This window comes from Shewanella holmiensis (genome assembly GCF_025370255.1).
GTDB classification, from domain to species: Bacteria; Pseudomonadota; Gammaproteobacteria; order Enterobacterales; family Shewanellaceae; genus Shewanella; species Shewanella holmiensis.
On sequence record NZ_JAMTCD010000003.1, the window covers coordinates 65,864 to 78,907 of the forward strand.

Annotated in this window: 11 protein-coding genes; 7 read left to right on the forward strand and 4 right to left on the reverse strand. The window is 41.0% G+C overall.

What is annotated here, in order from left to right:
• The first annotated feature begins 499 nt into the window (after positions 1-499).
• Genes NE535_RS03405 through NE535_RS03415 form a run of 3 tightly spaced genes read left to right on the forward strand, consistent with a single transcriptional unit; the run spans position 500 to position 5,211 of the window.
• Complete coding sequence (locus NE535_RS03405) at positions 500-1,579, forward strand: efflux RND transporter periplasmic adaptor subunit (protein WP_261297288.1); 1,080 nt, start codon at positions 500-502, stop codon at positions 1,577-1,579.
• A complete protein-coding gene (locus tag NE535_RS03410; protein ID WP_261297289.1) occupies positions 1,579-4,701 on the forward strand; it encodes a multidrug efflux RND transporter permease subunit in 3,123 nt (1,040 codons plus the stop codon). Before NE535_RS03405 ends, NE535_RS03410 begins: the two co-directional genes overlap by 1 nt.
• 36 nt (positions 4,702-4,737) lie before the next feature.
• On the forward strand, positions 4,738-5,211 hold the full coding sequence (locus NE535_RS03415) for a LabA-like NYN domain-containing protein (RefSeq protein WP_261297290.1): 474 nt from the start codon (positions 4,738-4,740) through the stop codon (positions 5,209-5,211).
• 445 nt (positions 5,212-5,656) lie between these two features.
• On the opposite strand, the gene NE535_RS03420 is transcribed toward NE535_RS03415, so the two are convergent.
• Positions 5,657-6,082: an OsmC family protein gene (locus NE535_RS03420; protein WP_261297291.1), complete on the reverse strand. Its 426-nt coding sequence runs from the start codon at positions 6,080-6,082 to the stop codon at positions 5,657-5,659.
• Between the two features lie 195 nt (positions 6,083-6,277).
• Between NE535_RS03420 and NE535_RS03425 the strand changes: the two genes are divergently transcribed.
• Positions 6,278-6,721, forward strand: a complete 444-nt coding sequence (locus tag NE535_RS03425) for a thioesterase family protein (protein ID WP_261297292.1) — start codon at positions 6,278-6,280, stop codon at positions 6,719-6,721.
• A gap of 33 nt (positions 6,722-6,754) precedes the next feature.
• Here NE535_RS03425 and NE535_RS03430 read toward each other — a convergent pair whose 3' ends face one another.
• Positions 6,755-8,245 (reverse strand): putative bifunctional diguanylate cyclase/phosphodiesterase, encoded by a 1,491-nt coding sequence (locus NE535_RS03430; protein ID WP_261297293.1) that lies wholly within the window; start codon positions 8,243-8,245, stop codon positions 6,755-6,757.
• A 65-nt stretch (positions 8,246-8,310) separates the two neighbouring features.
• Positions 8,311-9,153, reverse strand: coding sequence for an HDOD domain-containing protein (locus NE535_RS03435; protein ID WP_261297294.1), 843 nt, complete (start codon positions 9,151-9,153; stop codon positions 8,311-8,313).
• 288 nt (positions 9,154-9,441) lie between these two features.
• Between NE535_RS03435 and trhP the strand changes: the two genes are divergently transcribed.
• Both trhP and NE535_RS03445 read left to right on the forward strand, forming a co-directional pair.
• On the forward strand, positions 9,442-10,809 hold the full coding sequence (trhP, locus tag NE535_RS03440; RefSeq protein WP_261297295.1) for a prephenate-dependent tRNA uridine(34) hydroxylase TrhP: 1,368 nt from the start codon (positions 9,442-9,444) through the stop codon (positions 10,807-10,809).
• A 3-nt stretch (positions 10,810-10,812) separates the two neighbouring features.
• Positions 10,813-11,064, forward strand: a complete 252-nt coding sequence (locus NE535_RS03445) for a YfhL family 4Fe-4S dicluster ferredoxin (protein ID WP_188840596.1) — start codon at positions 10,813-10,815, stop codon at positions 11,062-11,064.
• Between the two features lie 325 nt (positions 11,065-11,389).
• On the opposite strand, the gene ubiT is transcribed toward NE535_RS03445, so the two are convergent.
• Positions 11,390-11,884: a ubiquinone anaerobic biosynthesis accessory factor UbiT gene (ubiT, locus tag NE535_RS03450; RefSeq protein WP_261297296.1), complete on the reverse strand. Its 495-nt coding sequence runs from the start codon at positions 11,882-11,884 to the stop codon at positions 11,390-11,392.
• 140 nt (positions 11,885-12,024) lie between these two features.
• Between ubiT and ubiU the strand changes: the two genes are divergently transcribed.
• Entirely contained in the window at positions 12,025-13,038 is a 1,014-nt protein-coding gene (gene ubiU / locus NE535_RS03455) for a ubiquinone anaerobic biosynthesis protein UbiU (RefSeq protein WP_261297297.1), read from the forward strand.
• The last annotated feature ends 6 nt before the right edge of the window (positions 13,039-13,044 follow it).

A 13,044-nucleotide genomic window follows, 5' to 3' on the forward strand; every position in this document is an offset into this window, starting at 1 on the left:
AATTTTATTATCAATAGCGTGTTTTTAACACGAATGACCTTAATACCATGGTTTAAAAACGTTATTCCCCCTGACATGCCATTGGTTATTGATAAGTGGTTAGCGGTTAGCGGTTAGCGGTTAGCGGTTAGCGGTTAGCGGTTAAGTTTGGTAAAAATATGACATGTTAACCAGCCCTTATATCTTTGCTAATTGAAATCGGCATTTTTAGCTGCAGCAAAGCGGTTGCAACGACCATTGCAATTAAGCTCACACCATTTCCTCCCACCTCCTCCACAGTGTAACGAATAAATAACCGTACAATTAAACCAATAAAAATCAACAACACATTAAAGCACAAGTAAAACCATTCACATATTTGCATCATCATTATGTTTAGAAACAAAAAAAGCGCAGAGTTTTACACACCTTTACGCTCCAATGATAAAAAATGAATACAATAGCCCCACTAAACTCCCACTCGTGTTTTGGCTAATACTCTTATTGAGATCGCTTTTTTATGAAAAAAATTATCATCCTTATTATTTTACTGACCGCTGCAATTACCGGGATGGTGCTTAGCAAAGATAAGCCACAACCTAAAGAAAAACCGGCTTCAAGAACGATCCCTGTGATCACTGCCAAAGTGGATAATCATCCATTAGCTCAATCCATTACACTTGTCGGTAAATTAAAAGCCAAACAATCGGTGTTTCTTGCTCCGCAAATCAGTGGAAAAATAGATCAAATTAACGTCAAATCGAATCAATATGTCAGCCAAGGACAAGTACTAATCACCATAGAAAATGCCAAAGCCACTGCCAATATGGCAGAGGCCAAAGCATACTACGCCGATGAATTACGCATCCAAGATGAATTCGGACGACTCATCGACGTCAACGCCATAACGCAAACAGAAATTGAAGCACAAAAAGCCAAAGTAGATATCGCTTCAGCAAGATTAGCGGCTGCCAGTGCTGATTTACATTATCACAGCCTAATAGCACCGTTTTCAGGAAACGTTGGCTTAATAAACTTTAGTAAAGGCAAAACGGTTAATACTGGTGAGTCGTTACTGACATTGGATGATTTAAGCCAGCTATACCTAGATCTGAATATTCCTGAACATTATCTGTCGTTATTGACTACGGGAATGACAATCAATGCGACCAGTCGAGCTTGGGCTGATAAGACATTTTCAGGCAAGGTGACCGCGATTGATCCAAGAGTGAATGAAGACACATTAAACTTAACCGTGCGCGCCTCTTTTGCAAATGCAAACAACCAACTAAAACCCGGCATGATGATGTCTGCAACGCTGGTTTTCCCTAGCGTGTCATCGCCAATGGTGCCTGTTCAAGCTTTGGAGTATTCAGGTACTAAGCGATACGTTTACGTAGTCGACCAAGACAATATCGCTAGAAAAACCGAAGTTGAACTTGGCGCAAGAATAGACAATGAAGTACTTATCAATGCAGGTTTAAATATCGGCGATAATATTGTGGTGCAAGGTTTAGTCAATATGCGAGATGGCATAACAGTGAATGACTTATCCGACGCCGCTAATCTCTCATCACCTCAACCTCAGGAGCAACGCTAATGTGGTTAAGTGATACCGCGGTAAAACGCCCTGTTGTTGCCATTGTGCTGAGTATTTTATTGTGTGTATTTGGCCTAGTGTCATTCTCTAAATTATCCGTCCGAGAAATGCCCGACGTAGAAAACCCTGTAGTCACTGTGATGACGACCTATAGCGGTGCGTCGGCAACGATTATGGAAAGCCAAGTTACCAAAGCTATTGAGGATGAATTAACCGGGATCAGCGGCATTGACGAGCTGACATCTACTACCCGTAACGGTATGTCGCGAATTTCTATCGCATTTAAATTAGGCTGGAATTTAACCGAAGGTATCAGCGATGTGCGAGATGCGGTAGCCAAAGCCCAACGAAGGTTACCCGACGAAGTTGATGACCCCATAGTATCTAAAGATAATGGCACTGGTGAGCCATCTATTTATGTCAATCTTAGCTCAAGCAAAATGGATCGTACTCAGTTAACCGATTACGCCCAGCGTGTACTCGAAGATAAATTCAGCTTAATCACGGGCGTGAGTTCTGTCAGCATTTCAGGCGGCTTATACAAAGTGATGTATGTTCAATTACAACCGCAATTAATGGCCGGTCGTAATGTTACCACCAGCGATATTATCAATGCCCTAAGAGCGGAAAATGTTGAAACACCCGGCGGTGAAGTGCGTAATGACACCACAGTTATGACCGTCAGAACCAAGCGCCTTTACAATACTGCTGCCGATTTTGATTATTTAGTGGTAAGAAATAGCAATGATGGTACGCCAATTTACCTTAAAGATGTGGCACAAGTTTTTGTTGGCGCAGAAAATGAAAACTCGACCTTTAAAAGTGACGGCGTGGTTAACCTTAGCTTAGGGATAATTCCGCAATCCGATGCTAACCCATTGGATGTGGCTAAAAATGTTCACCAACAGGTTAAAAGTGTTCAGCAATTTTTACCTGAGGGTACCCAATTAGTTGTCGATTATGATGCGAACGTATTCATTGAACGATCGATTAATGAAGTTTACAACACACTATTTATCACCGGCGTTTTAGTTGTGTTGGTGCTGTATATCTTTATCGGTCAAGTCAGGGCGACATTAATTCCTGCTGTGACGGTACCTGTATCACTTATTGCCGCATTTATGGCGGCCTACAGTTTAGGTTACTCAATTAATTTATTAACCTTAATGGCACTTATTCTAGCGATTGGCTTAGTCGTTGATGATGCCATTGTGGTAGTAGAAAACATATTCCATCATTTAGAAAAAGGTGAACCCCCGTTACTCGCCGCCTACAAGGGCACTCAAGAAGTGAGTTTTGCCGTAGTGTCAACCACACTAGTACTGGTGATGGTGTTTTTACCCATTTCATTTATGGATGGCATGGTAGGACTCTTATTTACCGAGTTTTCAGTCATGCTGGCAATGTCAGTGATCTTCTCTTCGTTAATTGCACTAACGCTTACCCCTGTACTCAGCAGCAAACTGTTAAAAGCCAATGTAAAACCTAACGCCTTTAACCAATGGGTGGATACCCGCTTTCATCGCTTAGAGCAGCTTTATCGAAAAGGGGTAACATGGGCGATAAACTGGCGAGTTGCCGCACCTTTCGTCATTATCGCCTGTTTGGGTGGAAGTTACTTATTAATGCAACAGGTTCCCTCACAACTGGCACCACAAGAAGACCGTGGCGTACTGTTTGCCTTTATTAAAGGGGCTGAAGGAACAAGTTACAACCGCATGATCGCCAATATGGATATTGTTGAACAAAGGCTAATGCCATTGCTAGGACAAGGCACCATTAAATCATTCAGCGTACAGGCTCCCGCATTTGGCGGTCGAGCTGGCGACCAAACCGGTTTTGTCATCATTCAATTAGAAGATTGGGAACACAGAGACACTAATGTTAAACAGGCATTAGCACTTATTTCATCATCACTGAAAGATATCCCTGATGTAATGGTACGTCCTATGATGCCAGGCTTTAGAGGCCAATCGAGTGAGCCGGTTCAATTTGTGTTAGGAGGCTCTGACTATCAAGAATTATTTAAGTGGGCACAGATTCTTCAACAGGAAGCTGACGATAGCCCCATCTTAGAAGGCGCTGATTTAGACTATGCTGAAACCACCCCTGAGTTAGTGGTTACTATCGATAAACAAATCGCCGCTCAGCTGGGTTTAAGTGTAGCAAGCATTTCAGATACCCTTGAAGTCATGTTAGGCGGACGCAGTGCAACCACCTTTATTGACCGAGGTGAAGAGTACGATGTCTACCTTAGAGGTGATGAAAACAGTTTTAACAGTGTGTCCGACCTAAGTAAGATTTATTTACGTTCAAATAAAGGCGAGCTCATCACCTTAGATACTGTCACCAATATCGAGGAGGTCGCCTCACCACAAAAGCTAAGCCATACCAATAAGCAAAAATCGATTACGTTAAAAGCGAACTTAGGTGAAGGGTACACTTTAGGTGAAGGATTAGCTTTTCTTGATCAACGAGCCATCTCACTATTACCCGATGATATTTCCATTGCTTACACGGGTGAGTCTAAAGACTTCAAAGAAAACCAAAGCGGCGTCATGATTGTTTTTGGCCTGGCTTTATTGGTCGCTTACTTAGTATTAGCCGGACAATTTGAAAGCTTTATCAATCCTTTAGTTGTCATGCTAACGGTGCCGATGGGCATATTGGGTGGCTTTATTGGTTTAGCACTCACCAGCCAAGGGATCAATATTTACAGCCAAATAGGGATGATCATGCTAATCGGTATGGTGACCAAAAATGGTATTTTGATTGTAGAATTTGCTAATCAGCTCCGAGATAGAGGGCTGAGTTTAAATCAAGCGATTATTGATGCATCAGCACGCCGATTACGCCCTATTTTGATGACAGCGTTTACAACCTTAATAGGCGCTTTGCCACTCATCCTATCAACAGGTGCAGGCAGTGAAAGCAGAATTGCCGTAGGCACCGTGATATTTTTTGGTATGGCCTTCGCAACGTTAGTCACTCTATTTGTTATTCCTGCAATGTATCGACTGATTTCGGCTTCAACCAAATCACCAGGATACGTTGCCGCTCAATTAGATGAAGCGATAGTAAAACAGCAAAAGTCCAACAACGAGTGTGTTAACATGCCCTAACCCAGCGACCTTTACTCACACCTTGTAGGTTAATAAATGTATAAAATTGCCGTATTTGTCGATGTTCAAAATATTTATTACACCTGTAAGCAGGCTTTTAATCGTAGCTTTAATTACCGTGAATTGTATAAGCAATTAGAAGAGCGTGGTGAAATTGTCCACGCTATCGCCTATGCCATAGCCCCTAATGATGATGGTCAGGTTAAATTTCAGGATGCGTTAAAGCATATTGGTTTTACCGTAAAAACCAAGCCGTATATTCAACGCAGCGATGGTTCAGCTAAAGGCGACTGGGACGTTGGAATTACCATCGATATGTTAGAACTTTCCGCAGACATCAATGAAGTGATTTTACTCTCTGGTGATGGGGATTTTGATTTACTGATACAAGCCATAAATCGTAAATATGATTGTTTAACCCATGTGATTAGTGTGGCGCGATTAACCGCAAAATCATTAACCGATCAATGTCAGTTGCACACGCCTATTGATAATAATTTGCTGCGTTAACACGTGTATTAGCAATGGTTTTATATAGCGTTTTTGTTAACTAGCGCAACTGATTATGTATTATTTGCATCACTCGTCATTGCTAACGATACTCTGGTTAACGCTAATTTTTACGCCAATTGTGAAGCTAATGGTGACCTACGTTAGTCGACATATTGGCTACGGTTATAATCTATCGTTAAGGTATTTCCCCCTTTACTTTCACCTTAAATCACCAAACAGATTTATGTTTAAAAATAACGTAGTTTGAGCTCTAGCGACTGAAACTTAATCTTCATTTATCCCTAGATGAATTAAACCTAACTTGATCATATGACATAAAAAATGGCCTTGTAACGTCAGTAATCAGGCCATTGTCATATTAGTATTTATCGTTAAACTCAACGCTGGATAGCTCACAATACAAACGACGTTTTAATCACGGCTTAAATATCGCTAGAAGCAATTAGTTTGCACTATGAGTCACTAACGTTGGTTTTAATAAGTTATCGTGTACTGGACAGCGATGACAGACAGCATCAAGAAAATCTTGTTTTTGCTGCTCATCTAAATCAGCATCAATGGTGGCAATTAAATCGATTTGTTTAAATCCAACAGGATCATCCGTTTGCAGCCCTGAAAGCCCTGCGGTATTGAGTACTGCTTTCACTTGCACATCAAATTGACGAATATGGATTTTTTTGTCACGAGCCACCATTTTAGCTATGGCAGAAATGCACCCCGCTAACGAGAACAAAAAAGTTTCCAACGGATTTGCGCCTTCATTGCCAGCCGTTGGCTGATCAATAATTAACGTATGCTCGCGAATTTGCGCAGTCACTTTCCAACTTTCACCCATGGTTGTGTTAACTTCAACAATTTTATCAGCCATTATTGCTCCATTTATAACAACATTCATTAGAAAAATCTTATGAACAAATTATACCGCTGAAATGCTTTTATTTGCAATGCTAACTTAAACTTGCAAAATCAACTGGGATAAATTCACTGAAATAAATCTCAAAATCCTCTACACTGCCCATCGCTTATTTTAAATCGTATTTAAACACTGACAGTTAGGAACATCATGCAAAAGCCAAGTAATAGTAACGCATTTATATGGAGTGAATCAGCCCACTTTGCGGTGCAAATTTACTATGAAGATACTGATTTTTCAGGCGTGGTATACCACCCTAATTTTCTGAAATATTTTGAACGAGCGCGCGAACACGTTATTGGTGCAGATGTTTTACAAACACTATGGAATCAACAAGGGTTAGGGTTTGCGGTCTATAAGAGTGACATGATTTGCCATGATGGTGTGGAATTCGCTGATATCATCGACGTGAGAACGCAATTTTGTTTCGAAAGTAAATATCGCACTATTTGGAAACAAGAAATTTGGCGGCCCAATGCCACGAAAGCCGCTGTAACCGCACACATTGAAATGGTGTGTATGAACAACAAAAGACAACTAACGGCAATGCCAGCACAATTAATAGCCTTACTGAATAAAACCATGCCCAAATAACGCGCATAATCATCACAGCAACAATGACACCGTTTATCCCTGAGATAATTTGGGGTAGACCTGAGCGAACTCAGTTGCATCGCAGGGTTTTGAAAAATACTCCCCTTGAATTCTGTCAGCACCAAATTCAGCGAGGATTTGTAACGTACTGAGGGTTTCTACCCCCTCTACTGTCACATCAAAGCCTAACTCTTTGGCTAAAACAATGGTCATTTTCACAATACTTTGTGCTTGTTTTTCTTGCTGGAATCCCTGTAAAAAGGCTTTATCAATCTTCACTTCGTTTACTGGTAAGTGACGCAAATAAGCAAGTGAAGAGTGCCCGGTACCAAAGTCATCAATGGCCACTTTTACCCCAAGCATTTGTAATTGCTCTATAGTATTGATGACCTGTTCATAGGAGGCCATTAATGCACTTTCAGTAATTTCAATCATTAAACATTCAGCGGGAACTAAATAGCGTGTTAATAGATTAGAAATATCGGCGACTATGGGCTTACCATGCAGATCATCACTTGAAAGATTAACTGCAACCTTGACATAAATACCTTGTTCACGCCATTTTGCCTGCTGAGAAATGACTTTTTCTAACACCCAACCACTGATTAAACTGATCATACCGGTATGTTCAGCCAAAGGGATAAATTCATCCGGAGATATTTCGCCTAACCCCTCATGATGCCAACGGATCAATGCTTCCACTTCAACACACTTTCCGCTTTTTATATCCAACTTGGGCTGATATACCATAAACAATTGATCTTGTTTTAAACCTTTAGGCAGGCTGTTAATAATAAGCAGTTCGCGATATTGCTTTTTATCATCATCTTTGTCGTAGTAAGCGATACCTTTTTGATCTGATTTCGCTTTTTTCAATGCTAAATCTAATCTGCGCAGCATAATACTCACGTCTGCATGATGCTCAGTTAACGTTAATGCACCTAATTGTACCGTCACACTGATAGGTTGTTGTTCTATTTCGAACGGTTGCTGTAATTCATCCTTTATTACAAGCAGCTGCTCATGATCGATTACTTCAGGAAAAAATAACAAAAACTCATTACCATTCATTCTGGCAACAAACTGAGCTTTTCTCGATAACGAATTAACCCGCTGTGAAAACGCTTTTAATAACGCGTCACCAAATACGAAGCCGAAAAGATCATTTACAAAACGAAACTGCTTAATATCAATTAATAAAATCATCCCATGTTGGATAGGCATTCGACTTAATATTTTACGTTTAAAACCAACCCGATTGGATAATCCAGTTAACTTATCGCGTTCAACATTAAAGGGAATGGATTTTTGTAAATTGATTAAAGCGGTGATTAAAGGGGTAAATACTTGGGGGATAGAACCAAAGTCGACGGGTGATATTGTTTGTATTTGACGCTCTAAGATATGTGTTAGCTGCTGTAAATAGCGTTTTTGGCGCCAGCAATAAACCCCAGCGGCAATCAACATGACACCGAGGAATATGGCTAAAATCGTCACACAAAACAAATACATTGTCTGCGTCATTAAAAGTGCCTATTCACAGTTTGGCCTTTCGGAAAAATAAGTATCACTATCAAGCTTAATAACACTTATTGGTAGCTTTCCTTAATCGAATGATATAAATCAGTAAATACATCACTGCCTAAATCTTCTGGTGTTACAGGTAATCCGCGTCCAACAAAAACATCAAGGCGCTGTGCTAATTCTTCACCTGCACGTAACTCACCAGTGTAAAACGCCGCTGCACGGATAAAATCTAAATAGGTAACCTGTTCTGGTAAATAATGGAAATCAGCCCAACGCTCAACAACTTCGGTTACTTCTGCAGCAAAATCCCAACTTTTTAATACCGCACGACCAATCGGACCTTGCATTTTTCGCACTAAACCGCGAAGTTGATCTATGCTGGTGAACAGTTCCGGATGCACCTCAGCTTCAGATAATACTGGTAGCGCGCCAATGTTATGCACTAAACCCGCTAACGTTAAAGTTTCGCGATCTAATTTTTTACTTGGGTTTCGCTTGTTGTAAATTTCTAACATGGCACAAGCAGACGCCGTTACTTCAATGGATGTTTGCCATACTTCATCCATCACTTCCCACACCATTTCATTGGTAGAAATAAATAACTGCTCCATTGCTACAGAGGTCGTAATACTTTTAATTTGCACTAAACCAATACGATTAACTGCCGCTGAAATATTCTCGGCTTTATTGCCTCTTGAGTATAGTGCGCTATTGGCGACTTTAATAATTCGCGCAGAAATTGCCGCATCTTGGCCAATAATGTCACCCACTTGTTTCAAACTAGAGTCAGGGCGCGAAACCACTTCTTGTACTCGCATCGCCACTTCAGGCAATGTCGGTAATACAAGGGCATCGGCCTTTAGTTTTTTTAATAAGCTGACCAATAGTTGATGTTCTGCAGACATGCTGTCTCCATCAAAAGTGAAAAACATAATGATAGAATTGTATACTGAATAAAGCACGTTATGCGAGCTAAGCAGAAGAAAATCTGCATAATTTCAAAACATATTTCAAAATCACAGGTTAATGACTCCGGATCTCCCCTATAAATAGACAGCAATACCAAGTTAAAAAATCAAAAAGAGATTCACCTCACAAAAAGAAAGGTCTTACTTGCTCTGCTATTATAACTTCAGTACGATCGCGCCCCCGCAACCTGCGCGCTTTATTTTATCGTTAGATTGAGAGTAATTATGTTTAAACCAGAGCTATTGTCTCCTGCTGGAACCCTAAAAAACATGCGTTATGCCTTTGCTTATGGTGCTGACGCTGTATATGCAGGCCAACCTCGCTACAGTTTGCGAGTCAGAAATAATGACTTCAAAATGGAAAACTTAGCCAGCGGCATTCAAGAAGCGCATGATTTAGGCAAAAAGCTCTATGTAGTCAGCAATATTGCGCCTCATAACGCCAAATTAAAAACCTACTTAAAAGACATGGAGCCCGTGGTTGCAATGCAGCCTGATGCATTGATCATGTCTGATCCGGGTTTAATTATGATGGTGCGTGAAGCATTCCCCGATCAAGTGGTACATCTTTCCGTTCAAGCCAATGCCATTAACTGGGCATCTGTAAAATTTTGGCAACAACAGGGCATTAAACGCGTGATCCTATCACGCGAGTTATCCTTAGATGAAATTGAAGAAATTCGTCAACGTTGCCCTGATATTGAGCTAGAAGTGTTTGTTCATGGTGCATTGTGTATGGCTTATTCTGGCCGCTGCTTATTATCAGGTTACATGAACAAACGCGATCCAAACCAGGGGACTTGCACCAATGCTTGTCGTTGGAAATACGATGTTCATGAAGCAAAACAAACTGAAACAGGCGACATTATTGCTGTCAATCCTGCCGTTCAAATTGAAACACCACCCACTTTAGGTGCTGGCGCACCATCAAGTGAAATTGTGCTGTTACAAGAGCCTGGCCGACCTGGCGAATACATGCCAGCATTTGAAGATGAGCATGGCACCTACATTATGAACTCAAAAGATTTACGTGCGATTCAGCATGTTGATCGTTTGACTAAAATGGGCATTGATTCATTAAAAATTGAAGGCCGTACTAAATCGTTTTACTACGTAGCACGTACTGCGCAACTTTATCGCCAAGCCATTGAAGATGCTGCTGCAGGTAAAGATTTTAATCGCACATTAATGCACAATTTAGAAGGGTTAGCTCATCGCGGCTACACTGAAGGTTTTTTACGTCGTCATGTACATGATGAATATCAAAACTACGATTATGGTTATTCGATTAGTGACACTCAGCAATTTGTTGGTGAATTTACCGGTAAACGAAATGCTACTGGTTTGGCTGAAATTGACGTTAAGAATAAGTTTATTGTTGGCGACAGTGTGGAAGTCATGACGCCACAGGGCAATTTTAACCTAACAATTAAACAGTTAATTAACCGCAAAGGTGAAAGTGTTGAGGCCGGATTAGGGTCAGGACATTTTGTGTTCCTAGAACTGCCAGCTGAAGTCAACACAGATAAAGCAATTTTGATGCGTAATCTTCCACAAGGTCAGGATACGCGTAATCCTCATCAGGCAATTTAAACCATGGCTTTACTCATTGATGATAGCTGTATTAACTGTGATATGTGTGAACCTGAGTGTCCTAACTCAGCTATCACTATGGGTGAAGAGATCTATGAAATCGATCCCGATTTGTGTACTGAATGTGTAGGACATTATGACAAACCCACCTGTGTATCCGTATGCCCAATTGACTGTATCGACCCCGATCCTGCTCATGTGGAATCACAGGATGCATTAATGGTGAAATACGGCATCATTACTGGAAAAATTTAGCATAAAATAATGATACAAAAACGGCGCTTAGAAAGCGCCATTTTTATATGCGGTTAATGGATATCAATCTTCAGCGCTAAGTACAATTAACTAAATTCAGTTTATGCAGCCAAAAAAGTATCAAACAGCTGCGTTCCAGTAAACCATAACTATTCCACTCGTAATCAGGTCATGGGAGTGAGAATTGCGCGCTTTCTAAGAAACAGTTATGAAAGGGTAATGGCTCACGATATCAGCGTCTTTGGTGATAGACATCCTGCAACCAGCAGTCGTAAGCCAGCTGGCTATTCAGTAACATAGGGGGGCTAAAAGAGATAACCTGTGCTTATTGGTATTGTTGCAATGTCTGCAGAGTCACCGCTAGCTTCTCTATCGCTAACTTAGCCCCCTTAGGTAATGAGTCAAGCTCAATCCCCAAAAGTAAATTTTTAACTTCCAGCCCTAACTCTGTGTCGCCATCAATCAATAACTTTCGCTGAAAAAACAATGTATCAGGATCCTCTTTACCTGCGGCGACCAAAAGCAATTCGGGGACATTCGCGGTAAAAGTCACATCGGCTTGTTGTTGATGACATAAAATTAATTGGCCATCAAAACTCAATTGAAATTGTAATCCAATATCTGCCACAGAAATGGCAGCCCATTTGCCCTTCAAAAAATCAAGTTCAGCCTGCTCAATTTGCGGCTTCAACATTAAATTCAGAAGCTTGGATAATAGATCTAACTTTAGTTTGTCAGGTACTAAAGCTAATGACTTTTTACTCACCCGGGGGGCTAAATCTAAAACACGCGATGCAAGTTGTTGAGAAATTCCACTCACTTAATTTGTCCTTGAACAGTTGATTCATTTAATTGCGCAAGTTTAGCGATCTTTTATCAACATAAACCTGTCCTAAATCAAATCATGGCGATTGAATCACTTTTACACTCTCCTACTCTAAAAAACACTAGGATAATCCAATGGAGTTGTTGTGCCCTGCGGGCAATTTAGCCTCCCTCAAAGCGGCATTCAATGCCGGAGCCGATGCGGTATATTTGGGACTAAAAGATGACACTAATGCCCGATCTTTTGCTGGTCTTAATTTTTCTGCGGCTCAAATAAAACAAGCGAGCCAATTAGCTAAACAGCAAAACCGTAAACTCTTTCTAACGCTAAATACCTTTGCAAAACCTGGTCATGAAAGTCGTTGGCAGCAAGCTATCGATTTAGCTGCTGAGTTGCATCTAGATGCTGTGATTTGTGCAGATATATCGCTTTTAGATTACGCCAGCCGAACCTATCCGGGATTAGCATTGCATTTATCGGTTCAAGCAAGTGCGACCAACGTGGCAGCATTATCCTTTTATAAGCAGCAGTTTAATATTGAACGAGCGGTATTACCCAGAGTGCTTTCGGTTAAACAGGTAAAAGATTTAGCTAAAGTCAGTCCAGTTGATTTAGAGGTTTTTGCCTTTGGTAGTTTGTGTATTATGGCTGAGGGGCGTTGTCAATTATCGAGTTACGTTACCGGACAATCACCCAATACCGGAGGTTCATGCTCGCCCGCTAATCATGTTCGTTGGCAAGATGTTGGCACGGATAAATTAACCCGATTAAATGAAGTGCTAATTGATAAATCTAGCCAAAGTGAGCAATTAGGCTATCCCGTTGTATGCAAGGGTCGTTATCAAACCCACGATGAAATGGCACCAGAATACATGCTCGAATCACCGACCAGTTTAAATACTATGAGCCTAATTCCTGAACTGGCTCAGGCAGGTATTCGTTCGCTCAAAATTGAAGGGCGCCAGCGAAGTCCAGCTTATGTAACTCAGGTCACTCAGGTATGGCGACAAGCCATAGATTGCTATCTGCAGTCTCCTGAAACGTTCGCCGATACGCTGCAAAAAAAACCTCAATGGCATTCAGCTTTAGATAAAGTATCTGAAGGCCAAGTCACGACTTTAGGTGCTTACGAACGCCAATGGCAATAGGTATTT

Bases quoted from the DNA above. Each gene is read 5' to 3' on its own strand.
- NE535_RS03405 (WP_261297288.1), top strand. From the start codon at position 500: ATGAAAAAAATTATCATCCTTATTATTTTACTGACCGCTGCAATTACC.
- NE535_RS03410 (WP_261297289.1), top strand. From the start codon at position 1,579: ATGTGGTTAAGTGATACCGCGGTAAAACGCCCTGTTGTTGCCATTGTG.
- NE535_RS03415 (WP_261297290.1), top strand. From the start codon at position 4,738: ATGTATAAAATTGCCGTATTTGTCGATGTTCAAAATATTTATTACACC.
- NE535_RS03420 (WP_261297291.1), bottom strand. From the start codon at position 6,082: ATGGCTGATAAAATTGTTGAAGTTAACACAACCATGGGTGAAAGTTGG.
- NE535_RS03425 (WP_261297292.1), top strand. From the start codon at position 6,278: ATGCAAAAGCCAAGTAATAGTAACGCATTTATATGGAGTGAATCAGCC.
- NE535_RS03430 (WP_261297293.1), bottom strand. From the start codon at position 8,245: ATGACGCAGACAATGTATTTGTTTTGTGTGACGATTTTAGCCATATTC.
- NE535_RS03435 (WP_261297294.1), bottom strand. From the start codon at position 9,153: ATGTCTGCAGAACATCAACTATTGGTCAGCTTATTAAAAAAACTAAAG.
- trhP (WP_261297295.1), top strand. From the start codon at position 9,442: ATGTTTAAACCAGAGCTATTGTCTCCTGCTGGAACCCTAAAAAACATG.
- NE535_RS03445 (WP_188840596.1), top strand. From the start codon at position 10,813: ATGGCTTTACTCATTGATGATAGCTGTATTAACTGTGATATGTGTGAA.
- ubiU (WP_261297297.1), top strand. From the start codon at position 12,025: ATGGAGTTGTTGTGCCCTGCGGGCAATTTAGCCTCCCTCAAAGCGGCA.